Origin of the sequence: Rugamonas sp., from assembly GCF_025354735.1 — a bacterium.
Lineage (GTDB): Bacteria > Pseudomonadota > Gammaproteobacteria > Burkholderiales > Burkholderiaceae_D > Rugamonas.
This window is the reverse complement of the sequence record NZ_JANXMI010000211.1, coordinates 1-22,137: the sequence shown is the minus strand read 5'-3', so window position 1 is coordinate 22,137 and position 22,137 is coordinate 1. Positions and strand designations below refer to the sequence as shown.

14 protein-coding genes are annotated in these 22,137 nt (G+C 67.3%); 4 read left to right on the top strand and 10 right to left on the bottom strand.

Annotated features, from left to right (window positions below; all coding sequences use genetic code 11):
- Positions 1–50 precede the first annotated feature (50 nt).
- From Q0S71_RS16795 to fdnG, 3 genes are read right to left on the bottom strand one after another with little or no spacing between them, the layout of a single operon-like run.
- Positions 51–710, bottom strand: a complete 660-nt coding sequence (locus Q0S71_RS16795; RefSeq protein WP_295998148.1) for a formate dehydrogenase subunit gamma — start codon at positions 708–710, stop codon at positions 51–53.
- Positions 697–1,620, bottom strand: a complete 924-nt coding sequence (fdxH, locus tag Q0S71_RS16790) for a formate dehydrogenase subunit beta (protein ID WP_295998147.1) — start codon at positions 1,618–1,620, stop codon at positions 697–699. Before fdxH ends, Q0S71_RS16795 begins: the two co-directional genes overlap by 14 nt.
- A gap of 19 nt (positions 1,621–1,639) precedes the next feature.
- Complete coding sequence (gene fdnG / locus Q0S71_RS16785; protein ID WP_295998145.1) at positions 1,640–4,717, bottom strand: formate dehydrogenase-N subunit alpha; 3,078 nt, start codon at positions 4,715–4,717, stop codon at positions 1,640–1,642.
- 272 nt (positions 4,718–4,989) lie between these two features.
- Between fdnG and Q0S71_RS16780 the strand changes: the two genes are divergently transcribed.
- Positions 4,990–7,023, top strand: a complete 2,034-nt coding sequence (locus Q0S71_RS16780; protein WP_295998142.1) for a TadE/TadG family type IV pilus assembly protein — start codon at positions 4,990–4,992, stop codon at positions 7,021–7,023.
- Entirely contained in the window at positions 7,010–7,639 is a 630-nt protein-coding gene (locus tag Q0S71_RS16775; protein WP_295998138.1) for a TadE/TadG family type IV pilus assembly protein, read from the top strand. The genes Q0S71_RS16780 and Q0S71_RS16775 overlap by 14 nt, the downstream gene beginning before the upstream one ends.
- Before the next feature lie 82 nt (positions 7,640–7,721).
- On the opposite strand, the gene Q0S71_RS16770 is transcribed toward Q0S71_RS16775, so the two are convergent.
- The 7 genes from Q0S71_RS16770 to Q0S71_RS16740 all read right to left on the bottom strand — a co-directional run bounded on the left by Q0S71_RS16770 (position 7,722) and on the right by Q0S71_RS16740 (position 17,817).
- The gene (locus Q0S71_RS16770; RefSeq protein ID WP_295998135.1) at positions 7,722–8,213 is read right to left on the bottom strand and encodes a glycosyltransferase family A protein; all 492 of its coding nucleotides are present in this window, start codon (positions 8,211–8,213) and stop codon (positions 7,722–7,724) included.
- A gap of 190 nt (positions 8,214–8,403) precedes the next feature.
- Entirely contained in the window at positions 8,404–9,213 is an 810-nt protein-coding gene (locus Q0S71_RS16765; protein ID WP_295998131.1) for a beta/gamma crystallin-related protein, read from the bottom strand.
- Between the two features lie 126 nt (positions 9,214–9,339).
- Positions 9,340–9,870 (bottom strand): DUF4337 domain-containing protein, encoded by a 531-nt coding sequence (locus Q0S71_RS16760; protein ID WP_295998129.1) that lies wholly within the window; start codon positions 9,868–9,870, stop codon positions 9,340–9,342.
- A gap of 79 nt (positions 9,871–9,949) precedes the next feature.
- Entirely contained in the window at positions 9,950–13,477 is a 3,528-nt protein-coding gene (locus Q0S71_RS16755) for a response regulator (protein ID WP_295998126.1), read from the bottom strand.
- Positions 13,478–13,603: 126 nt separating this feature from the next.
- The gene (locus Q0S71_RS16750) at positions 13,604–14,800 is read right to left on the bottom strand and encodes a diguanylate cyclase (protein WP_295998122.1); all 1,197 of its coding nucleotides are present in this window, start codon (positions 14,798–14,800) and stop codon (positions 13,604–13,606) included.
- Positions 14,801–15,039: 239 nt separating this feature from the next.
- A complete protein-coding gene (locus tag Q0S71_RS16745; RefSeq protein ID WP_295998120.1) occupies positions 15,040–16,059 on the bottom strand; it encodes a LacI family DNA-binding transcriptional regulator in 1,020 nt (339 codons plus the stop codon).
- Positions 16,060–16,188: 129 nt separating this feature from the next.
- Complete coding sequence (locus Q0S71_RS16740) at positions 16,189–17,817, bottom strand: tryptophan halogenase family protein (RefSeq protein ID WP_295998118.1); 1,629 nt, start codon at positions 17,815–17,817, stop codon at positions 16,189–16,191.
- A gap of 261 nt (positions 17,818–18,078) precedes the next feature.
- Here Q0S71_RS16740 and Q0S71_RS16735 point away from each other — a divergent pair, with 261 nt between their 5' ends.
- Together Q0S71_RS16735 and Q0S71_RS16730 are read left to right on the top strand one after the other, a co-directional pair.
- Positions 18,079–20,613: a TonB-dependent receptor gene (locus Q0S71_RS16735; RefSeq protein WP_295998115.1), complete on the top strand. Its 2,535-nt coding sequence runs from the start codon at positions 18,079–18,081 to the stop codon at positions 20,611–20,613.
- Positions 20,614–20,779: 166 nt separating this feature from the next.
- Positions 20,780–21,982 (top strand): cation:proton antiporter, encoded by a 1,203-nt coding sequence (locus tag Q0S71_RS16730; protein ID WP_295998112.1) that lies wholly within the window; start codon positions 20,780–20,782, stop codon positions 21,980–21,982.
- The last annotated feature ends 155 nt before the right edge of the window (positions 21,983–22,137 follow it).

Here is a 22,137-nt window from a genome sequence, read left to right as displayed (position 1 = left end):
TGCGTGCTGTCGCGCGGCCGCCTCCAGTGTAAGCTATGCGCGCGAATGGCTCAGTCCTCCAAGTGGCGGACGGCCTTGGCGAACCAGCGTTCGTGATGTTTTTTGGCCCAGCCGTAAGTGACCGTGCCGCGCACCATGGCGCCTATCGACCCCTTGACCCACAGGCCGGCGTAGACGTGGACGATGATGGAGGCGATGATCACAAAGGCGCAACAGGCGTGCAGCAGCGCGGCCAAACGCACCAGCTCGATCGGAAAATAAAAGGCGAAATAGGCGCGCCAGATGACGATGCCCGAGGTCAGCAGTCCCAGCATGCAGGCGATCAGCACCCAGAACAGCATCTTCTGGCCGGCGTTGTAGCGGCCGACCTTGGGCAGTCTTTCTTCGCGGTTGTTGAGCACGTCGCCGATCTGCTTCATCCAGTGCACGTCGCCCTGTTCGAGCAGGTTGTGGCGCCAGAAGCGCAGCACCAGGATAAAGAACGAGACGAACATCAGCAGGCCGATGAAGGGGTGGAGGATGCGGGTCCACTGGCCGCCGCCGAGGAACACGGCCAGCCACGCCGTGGCCGGATGGAACATCGCCAGCCCCGACACGGCCAGCAGCACGAAGCAGATGGCCGTGATCCAGTGGTTGCTGCGCTCGTTCGCCGTGTAGCGCAGGATCAGCGGCAAGCCTTGCTTGTTGTAGTGACGGTCAGCGTGTTTCATCTTCGTTCTCCCGGATGCGTTTGGCCGCCTCCAGCGCCGCGGCTTCCTCGTCCCGGCTGACCTCGTTCGGCCCGACCCGGGTGTAATGGAACAGGCCGGCCAGCGCCGTCACCGCCAGGCCGGCCAGCGCCAGCGGCTTGGCCGCGCCCTTCCACAGTCCGACCAGCGGGCTGATGCGCGGATTCTTGGCCAGGTTGCTGTACAGGCCGGGACGGTCGGCATGGTGCAGCACATACATCACGTGGGTGCCGCCGACGCCGGGCGGATCGTACAGGCCGGCGTTCGCGTAGCCGCGCGACTTCAAGTCCTCGACCCGTTCGGCCGCGTGCTCCTTCATGTCTTCCTTGGTGCCGAAGGTGATGGCGCCGGTCGGGCACGTCTTGACGCAGGCCGGTTCCTGGCCGACGGCCACGCGGTCCGAGCACAGCGTGCACTTGTAGGCCCGGTTGTCCTTCTTGGAAATGCGCGGCACGTCGAAGGGACAGCCGGCGATGCAATAGCCGCAGCCGATGCAGTTTTCCTGGTGGAAGTCGACGATGCCGTTGGTGTACTGGACGATGGCGCCCGGCGCCGGACAGGCTTTCAGGCAGCCCGGATCTTCGCAGTGCATGCAGCCGTCCTTGCGGATCAGCCACTCCAGGTTGTCGTCGTTGTTGACCACCTCCGCGAAGCGCATCACGGTCCAGGACTGCGGCGTGAGGTCGCGCGGATTATCGTAGACGCCATCGTTTTCGCCGACCTCGTCGCGCAAGTCGTTCCATTCCATGCAGGCGGTCTGGCAAGCCTTGCAGCCTATGCACTTGGAGACGTCGATCAGCTTGGCGACCGTGCCGGTGACCGGCGTGCGCGCCTCCGGCGTCTGCACCGTGGTGGCCGACATGCGTTTGATGTCGAGTGATTGCAATGCCATTAGATTTCTCCTCGCGCCGTCATGGTGCGGCTTTTTCCACTTTGACCAGGAAGGACTTGAATTCCGGCGTTTGCGAATTCCCGTCCCCGACGCCCGGCGTGAGGGTGTTGATCAGATAGCCTTTCCTGGCCAGGCCGGTGAAGCCCCAGTGCAGCGGCAGGCCGACGGTGTGGACCGGCTTGCCGTCGATGACGAGCGTCTTGATGCGCTTGGTCACCACCGCCTTGGCGATGATGTGGCCGCGCCCCGAGGTGACGCGCACGCGTTCGCCCGCCACCACGCCGATCGAATGGGCCAGCTCCTCGCCGATCTCGACGAACTGTTCCGGCTGCACGATGGCGTTCAGGCGCGCGTGCTTGGTCCAGAAGTGGAAGTGCTCGGTCAGCCGGTAGCTGGTGGCCACGTGCGGGAAGTTCTCGTGCGTGCCGAACAGGGCGCGGTCGCCGGGGAAGACGCGGGCGGCCGGGTTGCTGGTGGCCAGAGGATTGTTCGGATGCAGCAGGTTGCGCCCGATGGGATTTTCAAACGGCTCGTAATGCTCGGGGAAGGGCCCCTCGGCCATCGCCGAACGGCAGAAGAAGCGCGCCACGCCCTCGGCCAGCATGATGAACGGCCCCATGCCGTTTTCGGGCGGCTCGTCGAGCTTGAAGTCGGGCACGTCGGCGCCGCCCCAGCTGACGCCGTTCCACGCGATCAGCTTGCGGGTCGGGTCCCACGGTTTGCCGGCCGGGTCGCAGGAGGCGCGGTTGTAGAGCACGCGGCGGTTGGCCGGCCAGGCCCAGGCCCAGTTCAGCGTGTTGCCGATGCCGGTGGGGTCGCTGTTGTCGCGCCGTCCCATCTGGTTGCCGGCCGGGGTCCAGCAGCCGGTGAAGATCCAGCAGCCGCTGGTGGTCGAGCCGTCGTCGCGCAGCTGGGCGAAGGACGACAGTTGCTCGCCCTTCTTGACCAGCAGCTTGGTGGCGTCCTTGGGATCGAACAGATCCTTGAGCGCCTTGCCGTTGTATTCCATCGCCAGCTCTTCCGGCGTCGGGCTGTCCGGCTTGGCGTAGTTCCACGTCAGCTTGACGATGGGGTCGGGGAATTTGCCGCCCTCGTCCAGGTACAGCTTGCGGATGCGCAGGAACAGGCCGGACATGATGTCGAGGTCGCTGCGCGTCTGGCCCGGGCCTTCGGCGCCCTGCCAGTGCCACTGCAGCACGCGCGACGAGCTCACCAGCGAACCGCGTTCCTCGGCGAAGCAGGTGGTCGGCAGGCGGAACACTTCCGTCATGATCTTGGTGGGATCGACGTCGTGGAACTCGCCCTGCGGTTTCCAGAACTCGCCGGTCTCCACTTGCAGCGGGTCCATCACGACCAGGAACTTCAGCCTGGACAAGGCCTCGGTGACCTTCTTCTTGTTCGGTCCCGACGCCAGGATGTTGAAGCCCTGCGCGATGTAGCCGTTCATCTCGCCGTTGTGCATCATCTCGATGGCTTGCATCATGTCGTACAGCTTGTCGAGCTTGGGCAGGTAGTCGTAGGCCCAGTGGTTGTCCTCGGTGGCGGCGTCGCCCCACCACGTCTTCATGAAGCTGACGTGGAATTTCTTGTAGTTGCTGTAGTAGCTGAGCTGGTTGGGCCGCAGCGGTTTCAGCGCCCGCGCCGCGATGTAGTGGTCGAACTCCTGCTCGGGATCGCTGGGCAGGGTCATGTAGCCGGGCAGGGAATTGGACAGCAGGCCTAGGTCGGTCAAGCCCTGGATGTTGGAGTGGCCGCGCAGCGCGTTCATGCCGCCGCCGGCGATGCCTATATTGCCCAGCAATAGCTGGACCAGCGCGCCGGTGCGCAGGGTCTGCGAGCCGGTCGAGTGGTGGGTCCAGCCGAGCGCGTACAAGATGGTGCCGGCGCGGCCCGGCACGGCGGTCGACGCCAAAGCCTCGGCCACCTTGAGGAACTTATCGTGCGGCACGCCGCAGATGCGCGTAATCATGTCCGCCGTGTAGCGCGCGTAATGCTGCTTCATCAGCTGGTAGACGCAGCGCGGATGCTGCAAGCTGGTGTCGACCTTGGCGTAGCCGTCGTCCCCCATCTCGTAGTCCCAGCTGCTCTTGTCCGCGTATTTATTGGTCTGGTGGTCGTAGCCCGAATACAGGCCGTCCTCGAAACCGAAATCCTCGCGCACGATGAAGGACATGTCGGTGTAATTCTTGACGTAGTCGTGCTGGATCTTGTCGTTCGTCAGCAGGTAGTTGATGATGCCGCCGAGGAAAACAATGTCCGTGCCGGTCCGCGTGGCACAGTAGTAATCGGCCACGGAGGCGGTGCGGGTGAAGCGCGGGTCGACCACGATCAGCTTGGCCTTGCGGTGGGCCTTCGCTTCCGTCACCCATTTAAAGCCGCAGGGATGGGCCTCGGCCGCGTTGCCGCCCATGACCAGGATGACATCGGCGTTCTTGATGTCGACCCAGTGATTCGTCATCGCGCCACGTCCAAACGTCGGGGCAAGACCTGCCACCGTCGGTCCGTGTCATACACGCGCCTGATTGTCGAAGGACAGCATGCCCATACTGCGGATCGCTTTATGGGTCAGGTAGCCGACCTCGTTGGTCGCCGCCGACGCCGCCAGCATGCCGGTGCTCAGCCAGCGGTTGACGGTCTTGCCGTCGGCCGTCTTTTCGATGAAGTTCTGGTCGCGGTCGTCCTTCATCAGGCGCGCGATCTTGGTCAGCGCCACGTCCCACGAGATCGGCTGCCATTCGGTGCCGCCCGGCGCGCGGTATTGTGGCGCGAGCAGGCGGGTGGGGCTGTGGATGAAGTCGATCAGGCTGGCGCCTTTCGGGCACAGCGTGCCGCGGTTGACCGGGTGGTCGGCGTCGCCCTCGATGTGGATGATGCTGGCGGTGGCGTTCTTGGCGCCGTCGCCCAGGCCGTACATCAAGATGCCGCAGCCGACCGAGCAATACGGGCAGGTGTTGCGGGTCTCGGTGGTGCGGGTCAGCTTATATTGCCGGACTTCGGCCAGGGCCGTGCTCGGCGCGAATCCCAGCAGCGCGATGCTGGACCCCGCGATGGTTGCGCCGGTCACCCTTAGGAACTGGCGTCTTGACATCTGTACCATATTGACCTCGATCAAGGAATGTGCAGAGAAGTGCTATTTATATCTTATATCATTCTCGACAAATGATGCGCTCGTTCAAACAAAGTTTCCAGCGCGCTGCAACTGTGCGGGCCGCGAAACAGGGGGTGGCGGCGGCCACGGTTGTGTGCCGCGCGCCAGCGCTCCTTGTCCCCGATCAATTCCGATAATTTCCTACTGGATAGAATCAAGTCCGGCTTGGCGCTCCCGACCGTCGGGAGGCGAAAGCCGACGATATGCAACCGGAGATGGACATGGATGGACAGAGACGCCGCGCGCCCGGCGCCGGCGGTCCGGCGAGCGCGCCGACGGTGGCGGTCGCAGCGAACCGGCCGACCGCGCCGGCGATACCGCCCCTGCCGGCGATGGCGGCCCCGGCGACGGCGCGGCAGGGCGGCGCCTTCGCCATCGTCTTCGCGCTGATGGTGGTCGGCCTGCTGGGCTTCATCGGCATGGCGCTCGACCTGGCGCAGCTGTACAACCGCAAGGCCGCGCTGCAAACGGTGGCCGACGCCACCGCGCTGGCGGCCGCGCGCCAGCTCGACGGCACGGCGCAGGGCATCGGCCGCGCCTTGCAGAGCGCCAGCGCGCTGGCGGCCACCTATCTGTCGACCTATAACGGCCGGGCGCTGGGCTGGCAGGATCAGGCGCTGCAATTCGGCGCCTCGCCGACCGCCGTCGACGGCAGCGGCTGGCTGACGGCCTCCTCGGCCCAGTCGGCGCCGGCCACGCTGCTTTACGTCAAGGCCGACACCAGCTTGCTCGACTCGGCGCCCGGTGTGATTGAAACCGTTTTCATGCGCGTGCTGTCGGACGCGCTGGCCAGCGTGGCCACCCGTGGCCGCGCCGTGGCCGGACGCGCCACGCTCAACATCACACCGCTGGCCATCTGCGCCATATCGCCGCTGGCGGCGGCGCCGCGCAACAACAACGGCAGCGCCGCCTACGTCGAACTGGTCGAATACGGCTTCCGCCGCGGCGTGGCCTACGATTTGATGCAGCTCAATCCCGGCGCGGCGACGGCGGAAAATTTCGTCGTCGACCCGCTCGACCCGGCCGGCGCCCTCGGCTCGGCGGCCAATCTGACGCCGGCGGCGGTGGCGCCGTTCGCCTGCGCCGGCAGCGTGGCCTTGCCGCACGTGGTGGGCGCCCAGCTCACGGTGCAGCGCTATTTTCCGCTCGGCGCCCTGGCGCTGGCGCTCAATTCGCGCTTCGACCAGTTTGCCGGCGGCCCGTGCACGCCGAACGGCGCGCCGCCCGACAGCAACATCATGGCCTACCCCTACGCCGGCGGCATAGGGCTGGATGAACAAGCTGCCGGCCGGCACCGCGCCGGCCACCCAGAGCGCCGCCACCGCGTCGGGCGCCACGGTGCGCTGGACCATCGCCGATGCGCCGCCTCCGCTGAGCGGCAACACGGCGCCGGCCTACGGGCCGCTGTGGGCCTACGCCAGGGCGGTGCCGTACGCGGCCTACACGGCGGCCGGCGGCGTCGAACCGGCCGCCGGCTACCCGACCTTGGCGGTGACGAGCTGGCCCATCCTGTATCCGCCGGTGCCGGCCCCCGGCAGCTATCCGGCCAAGCCGCCTTATCTGGGTCTGGCCGCGAATTATTTTCTGGCGCCGTCGGCGCCCAACCTGCCGGGGTGGAAGCAGCGCCGCGTGCTCAATGTGCCCTTGCTGTCCTGCCCGGTCGCCGGCGGCGTCACCGTGCTGGCGACCGTGCTGGCGGTCGGCAAATTCTTCATGACGGTGCCGGCCAGCGCGACCGTCCTCAGCGCCGAATTCGCGGGCATCGCGCCGGAGTCGGCGCTGGGCGGCCAGGTGGAGCTGTTCCAGTGAAGCGGCCGGGGCGCGGGCAGGGGGGCGTGGCGGCGGTCGAGCTGGCCGTCATGCTGCCCTTCGTTTTCGCGCTGCTGGCCTGTCCGGCCGTGCTGGGGCGCGCGTTTTACTACCAGGCGGTGGCACAAAAAGCCGCGCACGACGCCGCGCTCTACCTGGCCACCGTGGCGCAGATCGACATGGCCACGCCGGCCCGCGCCGGCCAGCAATTGCTGGTGGCCCAGGCCATAATCGCGGCCGATACGCCGGGCATGCCGTTTTATTCGACGCCCAGCCTGCAGTGCGACGGCGGCGATTGCGGCAATGTCGCCCCGCCGACCGTGATCCGCGTGCAGGTGAGGCTGGCGCTGCCGGACAATTTGTTCAGCGAATACACCTTCGACACCATCGGCTTTCTCGGCTTGACGTTGCAGGCGGACGTGACGATGGCCTATGTCGGTAACTAAGCCGCCCGCCGCTGATAGGCCGGCAGCCGTAGCGCGCCGGCGGGGCGGCCGCGCCGTCCAGGCCGGCATCATCACGGTCGAGTTCGCGCTGCTGGCCATCGTGTTCTTCACCTTCATCTTCGGCGTGATCGAAGTGGCGCGCGCGCTCTACCTGTTCAACACCTTGCAGGAAGTGACGCGCCGCGCCGCGCAGATGGCGGCCGTGACCGATTTCAGCTCGCCGGCCGCGATGGCCGCGCTGCGCCGGCAAGCCGTGTTCCGCTCGACTGCCGGCGCGCTGCTGCTGGGCGACCCGGTCACCGACCAGAGCATCCAAATCCAGTATCTGTCGGTGGCCCGCAGCGGCGCCGTGCTGACGCTGACGCCGGTCGGCGCCAGCGCCATGCCGGCCTGCCCGGCGCGCAACGTCGTCAACTGCGTGCACGACCCGAACGGCGCCGCCTGCATCGGACTGGTGCAGGTGATGCTGTGCGGCGCCGGCGCCGGCGCCTGTCCGCCGCTCGCCTATGCGCCCATGCTGCCGCTGGTGAAGTTGAGTTTTCCGCTGCCGCCGGCCACCGCCATCGTCCGGGCCGGTTCGCTGGGCTACCAGCCGGGCATGCCGCTGTGTCCGTGACGCCGGGGCGCGGGCGCGGCTTGGCCGCTGAACGATATCAATCGTTTAAACGATTTAGCTCTTTGGTATCAGTCCGGCTTTATCAGTCCGACTGATGGACCGGTCGCGGATCGGCGCGGCGCTCGCGGGCGAATAGTTGGGCCATGGGGAACTGGGCGGGCGCCTGGACGGGCGGCGCGGCCAGGTGGTGGCCGCCATCGTGGCCGAGGCGCACGCAGTGCGCCAGTTCCGGCGCGCGGCGGGCGATCAGCCGGTCGATGGCCTCCAGCGCGCCGGGCGGCAACAACTCGTCGCCGCCGACAAAGGCCAGGTAGTCGCCGCGCGCGAGGCAGGCGCCGCGATGGCGCGCGCCGGCCACGTCCGGCCGGTCCTGGCCGCAGACGGTGAAATTGATGTTGTGGAATTGCCGCTGTTGGCGCCGGACCAGGTCCAGCGTGCCGTCGCTGGACGCGACGTTGACGACGATTAATTCGTGATGGCTGCGCATCTGGCCGCAAATCGCGGCCAGGCAGGCGCCGATGTGGCGCTGCGCGTTGTACGCCGGAACAATTATGGTGAGTGAAATCGCTTCCATCATGCCGTCCCCCGTGGGTGCGCGACGCCGCCGCCGCCACGCTGAGTATAAGCCGGGAAGCTGGTCAATAAAACATCTTTTGTGTAAATGAAGCGGTGGGCGGGTGGGCGGAGCGCGACGGCAATCGGGGTCAAGACCGTGGTCCGACCCCGAATTCACGCAACCGTGCTGTGACGCCGGCCGCGCTCGCTTACATGCGCGGTTCGCCGTCGCGGTTGACCGGGATGGTGTTACCCGGCGCGGAGGACAGTTGCACGTGGTGTTCGGTGCCGCGGTAGTTGTAGGTCACGTCCCAGTAGGCCGGGGTGTGGCTGGCGACATTTTCGCAGCGGCGCACGTCGCGGTCGTAGGTGCCGCCGCTGCTGCCGCTGACATTCGAGCCGACCACGGCGCCGGCGATGGCGCCGCCGGCGGTGGCGACCTGGCGTCCGCTGCCGCCGCCGATCTGGTGACCGAGCACGCCGCCGAGGATGGCGCCGACGACGGTGCCGGCCGCGTTGCTACGCGGCGCTTCCTGCACCTGCTCGCGGTCGACCCAGCAGCGCTGCTCCGGCGGACCGACCACCGCGTGCACCGACGTCACCGGCGCTTCGTACAGGTTTTCCTGCGGACGGCGGCGGTATTCATAGGTCGCTTGCGGCAGCGGCGGCGGCGCTTCGTTGTCGTAGTGGTCGCGGTGGCCGACCGGGCGCACCGACGAGATCTGGTCGTTCAGGCCCATGCCGCTCAGCGACTGGTAGCTGCCCGGCTTGAGCACCACGCAGCGGCCGCGGAAGTAGGCGTCGGTGCACACTTCCCAGCGGCCGCCGTCGACCACGACGGACGAGGCGCGGTCGTTGAAGCCGACGTTCTGGAAATTGTCGACCGGGGCGTCGGCGCTGAAGGTGCGGCCGTGCCAGCCGTCATGCTCGTAGAACGTGATTTGTGCCATGGCCTGCGAGGTCAGCGCCAGCGCGCCGAGGGCGACGGCGATTTTCAGCGGATTCTTGAGTGATTTCATATCGTTCTCCCAGATGGAATAATTGTTGTAGATGGATAGCTTGCATCCCCAGTCGCACTATGCCTGTCTTGTCACTCGACATCTGTGCGCTAGGGTACATAACGGCGCAGGCGGCATCGGACGCCGTTAAAACAGCGACAGGAAGCCGTTGGCGAACAGGGCCACGCCGGCCAGCGCGACCGGGATCGATGTCCACCACACGCGTTTGGCCTTGAGCAGGCCGGAGATCGAATTGAGCAAAATCGCCACTTGCAGGAAGATCACGGCCAGGCCGAAGGGCTTGCCGTGCGCCTTGGCGTCGTCGCGCTGCTGTTCGAGCTCCTTGGCCTTGTCCTGCAAGGCTTTTTTCTCGCCGTTGTAGCGCGCGATCTGCTGCTGGTAGTCGGCGACTTTGGCGTCGAAGGCGGCGTGCGCGGGGTTGGCCGGCGCCAGCGCCAGCGCTTGCAGGCGCAGCTGGTCCACCTGCAGTTCGTACAGGTGTTGCTTGGTGCTCTTGGCCTGGTAGAAGGCCCACTGGTCCGACGATTGCGCCTGGCTGATGACGCTCAGCGTCGAATACGAACCGCCCTTGAACGTCGACAGCGTGGCGCAGACGGCCAGCACGACCGTGGTCAGCGCCATGTGGTTCAGCCACGGTGCGCGAGTTTCTTCCGCCATGTTCACAGCCCTTCAGAATTGATGAGCCGATAGTATGCCTGCGGACGCGCCTTACGCCAAGGGGGCGCCACGGGCGGCGCTAGGGCGGCGGCGCGCCGGGGGCCAGGTTCAGCTCGGCGTCCGCGCGGCGCGCGGCGACGTTGCGCGTGATGACGGCCAGCATCTGCTCGATGTCGATGGGCTTGGCGATGAAGTCGTTCATGCCCACCCGCTGGCAGTGCTCGCGCTCGGATTCCATCACGCCGGCCGTCATCGCCAGGATGGGCAGGCGCAAGCCCAGTTCGCCGCGCAGGATGCGGGTCGCTTCCATGCCGTCCATGACCGGCATCTGCACGTCCATCAGCACGGCGTCGTAAGCGGCGGCGGCGTGGCGCAGCAGGTCGACGGCCAGCTGGCCGTTGTCGACGGCGTCGATGCGGGCGCCGGCGTGTTCGAGGATGCCGCGCGCCACCACCTGGTTGAGCGCATTGTCTTCCACCAGCAGCAGGCGCACGCCGGCCAGCGGCCGCGCCCGTTCGGCGTCGTCGTCCGGCGCGGCGCGCGCGGGCAGGCCTGGCGCGGCGGCGCCGCCCAGGCTGGCCCGGTGCGCCAGCGCTTCATGCAGCGTGTCGAACAGGCTGGACGCCGTGACCGGCTTGATGAGGATGGCATCGGCCTGCGGCGCGGCGGCGGCCCGCATCAGCTTTTCGCGGCCGTAGGCGCTGACCATGACCACCACCGGCAGCTCGGCCGTCGGCAGCGTCGCGCGCAGCGAGGCCATCGTCTCCAGGCCGTCCATGCCCGGCATTTGCCAGTCGGTCAGGATGGCGTCGTAGCGCAGGCCGGCCGCGTAATGCCGCTGCAATTGCTGCAAGGCGTGCGCGCCGGAGTCGGCGCTGTCGACCTGCCACTGCCACGACCGTATCGTCTTGCACAGGTAGTCGCGGCTGGTGGCGTTGTCGTCGACCACCAGCAGAAGCAGGCCGTGCAGCGCGCGCTCGGGCGCCGGCCGCGCGATGCCGGCCGCGCCGCCGTCGGCCGCCGCCAGCACCATCAGCGGCAGCGTGATGCTGAATTCGCTGCCGGCGCCGACCGTGCTGGCGACGTCGATGTCGCCGCCCATCAGCGTGATGAGGCGGCGGCAGATCGCCAGCCCGAGGCCGGTGCCGCCGAAGCGGCGCGTGGTCGAGGCGTCGGCCTGGGTGAAGGCCGTGAACAGGCGCGCGCGCTGCTCGCCGCTGATTCCGATGCCGCTGTCGCGCACCCGGAAGCGCAGGGTGGCGGCGTCGCCCACGCGCTCGACCAGTTCGACCAGCATGGACACTTCGCCGCGCTCGGTGAACTTGACGGCGTTCGACACCAGATTGGTCAGCACCTGCTGCAGGCGCATGGCGTCGCCCAGCAGCGACTGCGGCACGTCGGCCTCGACGCCGATGGCCAGCTCGATGTCCTTGTCGGCCGCGTTCAGCGTCATCACGGTGGCGATGGCGTTGAGCACGTCGTTCAGCAGGAAGGGCACGGGCGCCAGTTCCATGCGGCCGGCCTCGATCTTGGAAAAGTCGAGCACGTCGTTCAGTATGCCCAGCAGCGCGTTGCCGGACGCCAGTATCATGTCCAGGTATTTGCGCTGCACGGAGCTGAGCTCGGTGTTCCCCAGCAGGTAGGCGATGCCCAGCACGGCGTTCATCGGGGTGCGGATTTCGTGGCTCATATTGGCCACGAATTCGCTCTTGGCGCGGCTGGCGGCGTCGGCCTGCTTTTCGCTGGCGGCCTGGCGCAGCTCGGCGTTCTTGCGCTCGGTGATGTTCATGCCCATCAGGTAGATGCCCTGCACGGCGCCGTCGGCGCCGACGTCGGGGATCAGGTCCATCATCAGGTGCACCACGGCGCCGTCTTTTTGCGTTTCGCGCTCGTAGTGCAGGCGCTGGCCGCGCAAGGCGAGTTCGAGGTCGGCCTGCCAGCCCTGCGCGACCTGGCCGAACACCTCGTTCACGGTCCGGCCCAGCATGGCGGCCGGGTCGATGTCCCACAGCTGCTGGTAGTGGCTGTTGGTGAACTGGAAGCGGGCGTCGCGGTCGAGATAGGCGATCAGCGCCGGCAGGTTGTCGGCGATGGTGCGGATGTGTTTTTCGCGCGCCGCGATCTGGTCCTCGAAGGCGATGCGCTGCGAGACGTCGTGGATGAAGGCGGTGGCCAGATAGCCGTCGCCGGTGTGCAGCGCGCCGACCGACAGCTCGACCGGGATTTCGCGGCCGTCGCGGTGCATGGCCGGCACCCGCACGCGCTGGTTGATGATGGCGCCGGCGCCGCTCTGCGCGAAGCCGTGCATGCCGGCGCGGTGGCCGCCCTGTAGGCGCGCGGGGATCACCAGGGTGATGTTTTCGCCGACGGCCTCGTCGCGGCTCCAGCCGAACATGGTTTCGGCCTGGGCGTTCCACTCCTGGATCACGCCCTGGTCGTCGCAGCTGACGAAGGCGTCGGGCGCCCGTTCCAGGATGTTGCGGATCAGCGAGGCGCCGGCGCGGGTCTGGGCCTGGGCCGTTTCGCGCTCGTTCATCAGGCGGTAAAAGGCGCCGCTCAATTCGCCGATTTCATCGTCGCGGTCCAGTTGCAGCACGGCGATGCCGGCGCGCCGCAGCAGGATGTCGGCGATGTGGCGCCGCAGTTGTTCGAGCGGCGTGAGCAGGTGGCGCACGCCGTACCAGGCCAGCAGGCCGGCCACCAGCGCGAACAGGGCGGCGGCGGCGGCGGCGTCGAGGCGCTGGCGGATCAGCGGCGCCAGCGCCTCGTCGGTGGGGAAGCGGCTGGCGACGATCCAGGCGGTGGCGCTCAGGTGCTTGTAGGCGTACAGGCTGTCGACGCCGTCGCTGTCGGCGGCCTCGGTCCAGCCGTCGTCGCCGGCCAGCGCCAAACGGGTGGCGGCCGGGCTGTGCGGGCCGGCGCCGATGTTGGTCAGCAGGCGCGTCTTGTCGGGATGGCTGATCAGATCGCCGGCGCCGGTCATGATGTAGATATAGCCGCTGCGGCCCGGCCGCAGGCCGGCCAGGGCGTCGAGCAAATGGGTTTGCTGGAGGTTGATGCTGCCGACCACGACCAGCATCAGCTCGCCCTTGCGGTCGAACACCGGCGCGGTGATGGCGACCACGGGCCGGTTCGACAGCTTGCTGCGGAAGGGCGCGGAAATGAGGGGCTTGCGCTTGAGCAGGGTCTGGTCGAAATACGGCCGGCCGGTGGCGTTGGGCAGGCGCGTGATGGTGGGCGCGTTGGTGAACATGTCGACCAGCTCGCCATGCCGGTCGAACACAATGACGCTGGCGAATTCGTTGCGCACCGAGGGGTGGGCCAGCAGGAACCGGTGCAGCGCGGCCGGCTGGTCGAGCGCCTCGGGCGGCACCGACTCGGCCAGCGATGTCAGCAGCGTCTTCTTGGCGTCGAGGTGGTCGTCGAGATAGGCGGCGGCGCCGGCCAGCGCGGCGTACTGCTGCTGGCCGATGATGGCTTTCATGTCGCGCTGCGCCAGCATCAGCGACAGGTAGGTGACGATCACGGTGGCCGCCAGCACCAGCAGCACGACCATGGTCGAGAGCCGGAACTTGAGGGTCTTGGGCAGCAGGCGCTTGGTGGTCATGGCGGCGTGGTCAGGGGAGGGTGGGCCGGCGCGGGCGGGCGCGATGCGTGGCCGGACGCGTGCCAGGACACGTGAAAAGGCGCGTGGCGCGCGCCCCGCTGCCGGGCTCATGTGGACTATGCGCGCTCATGCGGGCAGGCCGGCGTCGAGCGGCGCGTCGCTCAGATCGGCGGCGAAGCGGTAGCGGCCGCTGCCGCTGCGCCTGGCCTGTTGCAGCGCGATGTCGGCCGCCGCGATCAAGTGTTCGGGCGTCTTGCCGTGCAGCGGGTAGAGCGCGATGCCGACGCTGGCGCCCAGCGCCCCGGGCGGCATGGGCGCCAGCTGCGGCAGCGGCGTGGCCAGCACGGCCAGCAGGCGGCCGGTCTGCAACTTGAGCGCGGCGCGCGACACGTCCAGCGTCAGCAGCAGGGCGAACTCGTCGCCGGCCAGCCGCACCAGCAGCGCGCCGGGCGCGGCGGCGGCCAGGCGCGGCGCCAGCTGGCGCAGCACCTCGTCGCCCACTTCGCGGCCGAGCTCGTCGTTGATGGGCTTGAGGCCTTCCAGGCCCAGGAACAGCACGGCGCACGCGGCGTGCGGCGCGGCGCCGGTCAGCTGGCTCAGGCGCATGTACAGCAGGCGGCGGTTGGGCAGGCCGGTCAGCTCGTCGTGGGTCGATTCGAATTGCAGGCGGCGCGACAGTTCCTCGTTGCGGCGCGCCACGGCCACCAGTTCGCGCATGCCGAGGCCGGCCATGAGCACCACCGTCAGCAAGATCGACAGCAAGACCCAGCCGGCCTTGCGCACGTGGTCCGACAGTTCCTGGTTGAGCGCGGTGCGCTCGCTGCGCACTTGCAGCATCAGCGTGTCGAGCACGGCGCGGATTTGTTCCATGTCGCTGCGGCCGTCGCCGTCGAGCATGCGCCGCAGCGCGGCCGCGCCGTCGCCGTTGGCACGCAGGCGGATGGTGTCGGCCATTTCGACCATCTTGTGCTCGATCAGCGCTTGCAGTTGGCGCAGCGGGCCGTCCATGTCGGGATGGCTGCGCAGCAGCAGCTGGCCGGTGCGCAGCAGGCGGTCGTCGAAATGGCCGGTGGCGCGCTGGTAGGGCCGCAGATAGGTTTCGGCGCCGGTCAGCAGATAGCCGCGCTGGCCCGTTTCGGCGTCCTGCAGGTCGGCCAGCAGTTCGCGGCAGCGCAGCAGCTGGACGCCGGCGTCTTCCTGGCGCGCTTCGCTGCGCAAGAAGCGCTGGCCCTGCCCGATGAAGACCGCGGCCTGTATCACCAGCAGCAGCAGGGCGGCGGCCATGATGCCTTTGCCGCGGCCCAGGGTGCTGCCTGTATCCAAGCTTGTTTGCGGCATGGGGTCGCTTTCATCTGTGTGCCGACCTGGCCGCGACCGGCGCGGCGGACGGTGACGATCTTATCATCGGCTCAAGTGCAATCATAGGTAAGATTGCGTTTGCGCGGCGCGTGTGTGGCGGCGCCGGCCGCGCCGGCCGTGCTGGACGTCGCTAAATCGGGAGGCAGCGCCAAGGCGGGGCGCCAAGGCGGCGCGCCAAGGCGGGGCGCCAAGGCGGCCGACCGTCAACGGCGCTGGCGCGTCGTTTCGCGCACCACCAGCTCCAGCGGCGGCACGTCGCGGTAGGCCGGTTCGCCCTTGAGCAGGCTCAGCAGGGCGCCGGTGGCGATGCGGCCGAGCTCGTACAAAGGCTGGCGCACCGTGCTCAGCGGCGGCGCCGTGTACGAGGAGCCGGGCAAGTCGTCGAAACCGATCAGCGAAATATCTTCCGGCACGCGGATGCCGCGGCGGTACAGGCCCAGCCGCACGCCGTAGGCGCTCAAGTCGTTCGCGGCGAACACCGCCGTGTAGCCGGTGCGGCGCTCGAGCAGCTGGGCCACGGCCAGCAGGCCGCTGGCCTCGTGGAAGTCGCCGGCGACGATCAGCGCGGGATCGCTGTCGAGGCCGGCTTCGTGCAGCGCGCGGCGGTAGCCGGCCAGGCGCTCGTTGGCGTCGCTGCTGCTGGCCGGGCCGGTGACGAAGGCGATGCGCTCGTGGCCCAGTTCGATCAAGTGGCGGGCCGCCATGTAGGCGCCGTATTCATTGTCGATCTTGAAGCCGATGGCGTTGCCGGTGCGCAGGTCGCGGCCGGTCGAGACGATGGGGCAGTGGCCGGCGAACTGGCGCACGGCCTCGTCGGACAGGCGGCCGGCCAGCAAGATGATGCCATCGACCTTGCGCGCCAGCAGCAGCCGGATGCGCTCGGCTTCTTCCTGCGCGTCCCAGTGGCCGGAGACGATGACGCTGGTGTAGCCGGTGGCCTTGAGGCCGGCGTCCACGCCGCGCAGCGTTTCGTCGAAGAAGGGGCTGGAAATGTCTTGCACCACGATGCCGATGGTCATCGAGCGGCCCTGCTTGAGGCCGCGCGCCATCTGGTTGGGCGCGAAATTCATCTGCGCGATGGCGGCGAGCACGGCGGCGCGCTTGGCGTCGGCCACCTTGGCGCTGCCGTTCAAGATGCGCGAGACGGTGGCGGGCGACACGCCGGCCAGGCGCGCGACGTCGGTCAGGGTGGCGGGAATGGTGGGGCTGGGGACGTCGCTCAAATCGCTTCCTGTGGCGGGTGGCGGCGGCCGATGGCGGCGCGCCGGACGGCGGCGCCACCGTGTTCGGCGCCACCGTTTTCAGCGCAGCTTAGCATAAAGGCGGGCGGCGGCCCGCCCGCCCGCAACGGCTCAGGCCGCTCGCCGTCCCAGCGCGGCGTGGCGCGCGCGGTAGTGCTCGACGAGGGCGCGGTGGGTCGGCATGTCGGCCACGGCGCGCTGGGCCAGCTGGGCGATGGTCTGGAATTCCCGGCGCGCGTCGGCCGTGCGCGGCAGCGCGGCGGCGTGGGCATCCATCTTCGTCTGGAACTGCATGCCGTACAACACGTACTGCCAGCTCGACGGCGGATACATTTCCAGGTCGACGATGAAATCGAGCCGGTGCGGCGGCCGGCTGCGCCACATCGCCAGCTTGTCGCGCAGCGTGGACGGGATGCTGGCCGGGTCGGCGTTGTCGGTCCAGAACGGATGGTCGCTGCGCTGCGTCAGGCAATAGTGCAGCTTGACGAAGTCGACGATGCGCTCGTAGCGCGCCGTCATCAGCTCGTTGAACAGTCTGGCGGTCGGCTCGAACTGGCCGTCGTGCGGGAACAAATGGCTGACCAGGTAGGCGGCCGTTTCGATCAGGCCGATGCCGGACGATTCCAGCGGCTCCAGGAAGCCGCCGGACAGGCCGACGGCCACGCAGTTTTTCACCCAGTGCTGTTCGCGGTAGCCGACCCGCAGCTTGAGCAGGCGCGGCGTGAGGCCGGCGCTGGCCGGGCCGATGTAGTCGCGCAGCACCTGTTCGGCGCGCTCGTCGCTGGTGTGGCGGCTGGAATACACATAGCCGGTGCCGCGCCGTTCGTGCAGGCCGATGTCCCAGGTCCAGCCGGCTTCATGCGCGGTCGAGATGGTGTAGGAGGGGATGGGCGCGTCGGGCCGCTCGTAGGGCACTTGCAGCGCCAGCGCGCGGTCGACGAAGAGCACGTCGTCGATGGCCTTGAACGGCGTGCCCAGCGCCTCGCCGATCAGGCGCGCGCGGAAGCCGCTGCAATCGATGTAGAGGTCGGCCGTCAGCGTGGCGCCGTCGGCGGTGACGACGGCGGCGATGGCGCCATCGGCGGCCAGTTCCACGCGCTCGACGGTCGCTTGCACGCGGCGCACGCCGAGCGACTGGGCGTGCGTGCACAGCAGCGCGGCGAAGCGCACGGCGTCGAAGTGGTAGGCGTAGTTGAACGGCCCCATGAAGTCGGCGTCGGCGCTGCGCTTGGGCGCGTGCGACGCGTCGGCGACGCGCTTTTGCATGGTGGCGGCGGCCGCGAACGGGGTGTCGGCGCCGGCCGCGCCTTGCAGCCAGTAGGGCAGCAGTTCCGGGCCGCCGGCGCGCTGGCTGGGCATGCTGAACGGGTGGAAGTAATGGTCGCGGCCCGGCTTGGACGCGCCGCGCGGGCGCACCCAGTCGACGAATTTGACGCCCTGCTTGAAGGTGGCGTTGCATTCGCTGACGAAGCGGGCCTCGTCGATGCCGATCGCCGCCAGCGTGCCGCGCAGGGAGGGGAAGGTGCCTTCGCCGACGCCGAGGATGCCGATCTCGGGCGACTCGACCAGGGTGATGCCGACGCCGCCGCCGGTCTTGCCGCTGGCGTCGATGCCCAGGGTCTTGGCCAGGAAGGCGGCCGTCAGCCAGCCGGCCGTGCCGCCGCCGACGATGAGGATGTTCTTGACGGGGCCGCGACCCTGATCCGCCGTCCGGCCGCTGCTGTGGTGTTGCGATTCCATACTAGTCTCCGTGGTTCTGGACGCGGACGGTGGCTGCCGACATGCTGGGGATGTTTATACGCCACACGTTTCGCGCGTCGCCATGATTTTTAAATTGACATCGAGATAAATGATTATGTACTATGAAAACGGTTTCAAGAATATTGAAAACGTTTTCACTTTACTTGAAAACGTTTTCAAAAGCAGGGAAATCTGAAACACACACAAATATGTTAGCACCGGCGGGCCTTCCGGCGGTGACTTAACGAAAAAAGGAGACTTATGAACATCCGCGTACCCACGCCCCGGAAACTGGGCACCCCTATCCAATTGGCCATCTTGACGCTGCTCGCCAGCACCCAGGTCGCCCACGCGCAGGCCGACGTCCAGGCCAGCGCCGCCGCGCCGGTCCAGTCCCAGTCCCAGGCCCAGATCAAGGCCGACAATGCCTCGACCATCGTGCCCGAAGTGGTCGTCACCGCGACCAAGCGCGCCACCTCGCTGCAAAAAACGCCGGTGGCCATCACGGCGCTGACGGCCGCGTCGCTGGAAGACAACCACGTGCAAAACATCGAGGATATCGCCACCCTGGTGCCGGGCTTCCAGGCCACCACCCAGGGCGACCACGGCGTCATCACCATGACGCTGCGCGGCATCGGCAACGACCAGGCGAAAACCGAGCAGGCCGATCCGGAAGTGGCCATCTTCGTCGACGGCATCTACGCGCCGCGCGCGGAAGGCGCGACCTCTTTGCTGTTCGACCTGGACGGCATCGAAGTGCTGCGCGGCCCGCAGGGCACGCTGTGGGGCCGCAACTCCACCGTCGGCACCGTCAATATGCAAACGGCCAAGCCCGTCATCGGCGACAGTTCCTACAACCTGGAAACCGGCGTGGGCAGCTACAACGCGGTCGGCGCCAAGGGCGCTTTCAACATTCCGCTGAACGACAGCATGGCCCTGCGCGTGGCCTTCGACCATGAGCAGCACGACGGCTATGTGAAATTCCAGACGCCGCCGAACATCTCGGTCGCCAGCCAGCAGGCGGCCTACTTCGCCGCCAATCCGACGGCGGCGCTGGCCTCGTTCCAGCCCATCAATTCCAACGACTACGTCACGCGCGGCCAGAAATACAATGCGCAAGACCAGTCGGCGGTGCGCCTGAGCTATCTGTGGCAAGTGACGCCCGCGCTGAAATGGAATGTGTCGTTCGAAGATTTCCGCGACCGCGGCACGCCCAACGAAAACCTGATGCAAAACCCGCGTCCCGGCCAGGACCTGTGGTCGGCCCTGATCATGCAGGCGCCGTCGCAGCAACGCGATTCGCGCAACACCCGCAGCCGCGTGGACTGGGCCATCAACGACACGATGGCGCTGGACTACACCTTCGGTTACGGCCTCTACAACGGCAACTCGACCTTCGACCAGAACGCCGGCGCCAATGTGCCGACCAGCTTCGCCACCGGTGGCAACACCCAGTTCGACAACACCGACTATTCGCACTACAAGAACTACAGCCACGAAGTGCAATTGCAATCGGTGGGCAAGCGCGAGCTCGACTGGCTGCTCGGCGCCTATTACGGCCATGAAAACAACAGCATCCGCTTCGACATTCCGCAGCAGGTCGGCACCACCCAGGGTCCGATCAACTGGATGGGCGTGTTCATCCAGCCCGATGAAACCGTCGAGTCGAAGGCCGTGTTCACCCAGGAAACGTGGAATCCGACCGACAGCCTGCACTTGACGGCCGGCGTGCGCTACACCAAGGATGAAAAGGCCAATAACGGCGGCAACGATTTCTCGTGGACCTACGACGCGACGCTGCCCAACCTGCCGGTGCAGCCGAGCAGCGACCCCAACGTCAACAACAACAACGGCGTGCCCATCGGCCAGCCCGGCTCGGGCCTCAGTTCCTACGACCTGAACACCGGCACCTACAGCGACAAAAAAACCACCTGGCTGGTGAAGGCGGCGTATGAAATCGACGCCAACAACCTGGTCTACCTCAGCGTGTCGACCGGCTTCAAGTCGGGCGGCCTGCAGGACGGCGGCGCTTCCGCCGGCGCGGCCGGCACCTTCGCGCCGGAAACCATCACCAGCTATGAACTCGGCAGCAAGAGCTCCTTCTTCGGCGGCAAGGTGAAATGGAATAACGCGGTCTACGACGAGGAATTCAAGGGCTACCAGTTCGCCAGCTCGGTGACGCTGCCCGGCGGCGGACATACGCTGAACCTGTACAACGTCGGCGGCATCACGCGCATCATCGGCCTGGAATCGGAACTGGCGGCGAAACTGAGCCCGGACGACAAGGTGCAGCTGACCGCCAGCTACATCCCGACGGCCAAGCTCGGTTCCCTGGTGGCGGGCAGCAACGACTACAGCCAGATCATGCCGGCCAACCCCGCCACGGGCGTCAATTCGGAAAGCATCACCGGCAACCGCATGCCGCACACGCCGCGCTTCAGCACCACGCTGCAATATCAGCACATGTTCCACTTCGGCGAAGCGACGCTGGTGCCGCGCATCAACCTGCACTATGAGGCATCGAGCTGGTTGAGCGTGTTCGACGGCGGTGTGGCCACGCCGAACAACGTCGCCAACAATCCGAACGACAAGCAAAAGTCCTATACCCGCACCGACCTCGGCCTGCGTTACAACTCGGGCAAGGCCTGGTACCTCGACGCTTTCGTGCGCAACATCGAGAACAGCAACATCAAGACGGCGGCGCTGGCGCAGCAATCGGCCAATAACGTGGTGGTCTGGCAGGCGCAGTACCTGCCGCCGGTGACCGCGGGCATCAACTTCGGCGTGCGCTATTAAGCGTCGATTGAAAGCGCGGTAGATTTAAAGAGTTGTAGCGGCTGTTTGCATCACCTGGTGTTTTCGGGCCCCCTTCCCAACGGAAGCGGGGTCTTTTTTTGATTTGCGCGGGCGCGTCGCCATCGCGCATAATCCGGCTTGTTTCTTTTTTGAGAATAAAAATTCGATGAATGTGACCGAAGTATTTTTGATCGCGATGGCGCTCATCCTCAGCGTGCCCTACCTGATCTGGCGCCTGGGCCGCACCGATTATTTCGCGCCGCTGGTGGTGGTGCAAATCATCGCCGGCATCTTGCTCGGCCCCGGCGTGCTGGGCGCCGCCTTCCCCGATTACTACGCCTACGTCTTCAGCGCGCCGGTGATCGCGGCGCTGAACGGTGTGGCGTGGTGGGCCGTGATGGTGTTCGTGATGATCGCCGGCGTCGAGCTCGACCTGAAGCAATTGTGGCGCTACAAGCGCGAGAGCGGCGTCACGGCCGGCCTGGCGCTGGGCGTGCCGCTGCTGTTCGGCTGCGGCGCCGCGATCTTCTTGCTGAACTTCGGCGCCGGCTGGGTCGGCACGGCCGCGCACACCTGGCAGTTCGTGCTCGGCATCGGCATGTCGTGCGCGGTGACGGCGCTGCCCATCCTGATTTTGCTGATGGAAAAGCTCGACATCCTGCGCCAGCCCATCGGCCAGCGCATCCTGCGCTACGCCAGCGTCGACGACGTCGCCATCTGGGCCGTGCTGGCGCTGATCCTGCTGGACTGGCAGCGCGTCGGTAAACAGGCCCTGTTCCTGGCCGTGTTCGCGGTGCTGGCCTGGCTGTTCCGGCGCATGATGCCGCGCCTGCCGGAAGCGGACCGCTGGCATGTGGCGCTGATCTGGCTGGCCGTCTGCGCCTGGGGCGCCGACTGGTCGGGGCTGCACTACATGGTGGGCGCTTTCCTGTCGGGCATGGTGATGGAGGGCGACTGGTTCCAGCGCGAAGATATGGACAAGCTGCGCCACTTCGTGCTGCTGCTGATTATGCCGGTGTTCTTCCTCAGCACCGGCTTGCGCACCAACTGGCAGGTCGGCGGCGGCGCCGTGTTCATCGCGGCCGCCGTGCTGCTGGTGGCGTCGGTGGCGGGCAAGCTGGCCGGCGTGCACGCGGCGGGACGGATCTTGAAGTGGGAAAAGGGCGAGGCGTCGCTGATCGGCTGGCTGTTGCAGACCAAGGCGCTGATTATGATTATCTTCGCCAATGTGCTGCTCGACAAGCACATCATCACCAGCCCGAGCTTCACCGCGCTGCTGCTGATGGCCGTCGGCAGCACCATGCTGACGGTGCCGGTGGTGACGCCGAAACTGAAACGGATGCGGGCGCTGGTTTCGCGCGCGCAGTGAGGACGGTCGGCGCCGTATGCGGGGTGGGAAGGCTGCGGCGCCGCTAGCGGGGGCCGCCAGCGGGGGGCGCCAACGGGGGGGCGCCAACGGGGGGGGGTGCCAACGGCAAACGGGGTCGGACCACGGTTTCGAATGAGTCTCTCGAAACCGTGGTC

Coding starts and splice junctions, on each gene's coding strand:
- Q0S71_RS16795 (WP_295998148.1), bottom strand. CDS start 710: ATGAAACACGCTGACCGTCACTACAACAAGCAAGGCTTGCCGCTGATC.
- fdxH (WP_295998147.1), bottom strand. CDS start 1,620: ATGGCATTGCAATCACTCGACATCAAACGCATGTCGGCCACCACGGTG.
- Q0S71_RS16780 (WP_295998142.1), top strand. CDS start 4,990: ATGGATGGACAGAGACGCCGCGCGCCCGGCGCCGGCGGTCCGGCGAGC.
- Q0S71_RS16775 (WP_295998138.1), top strand. CDS start 7,010: ATGTCGGTAACTAAGCCGCCCGCCGCTGATAGGCCGGCAGCCGTAGCG.
- Q0S71_RS16770 (WP_295998135.1), bottom strand. CDS start 8,213: ATGGAAGCGATTTCACTCACCATAATTGTTCCGGCGTACAACGCGCAG.
- Q0S71_RS16765 (WP_295998131.1), bottom strand. CDS start 9,213: ATGAAATCACTCAAGAATCCGCTGAAAATCGCCGTCGCCCTCGGCGCG.
- Q0S71_RS16760 (WP_295998129.1), bottom strand. CDS start 9,870: ATGGCGGAAGAAACTCGCGCACCGTGGCTGAACCACATGGCGCTGACC.
- Q0S71_RS16755 (WP_295998126.1), bottom strand. CDS start 13,477: ATGACCACCAAGCGCCTGCTGCCCAAGACCCTCAAGTTCCGGCTCTCG.
- Q0S71_RS16740 (WP_295998118.1), bottom strand. CDS start 17,817: ATGGAATCGCAACACCACAGCAGCGGCCGGACGGCGGATCAGGGTCGC.
- Q0S71_RS16735 (WP_295998115.1), top strand. CDS start 18,079: ATGAACATCCGCGTACCCACGCCCCGGAAACTGGGCACCCCTATCCAA.
- Q0S71_RS16730 (WP_295998112.1), top strand. CDS start 20,780: ATGAATGTGACCGAAGTATTTTTGATCGCGATGGCGCTCATCCTCAGC.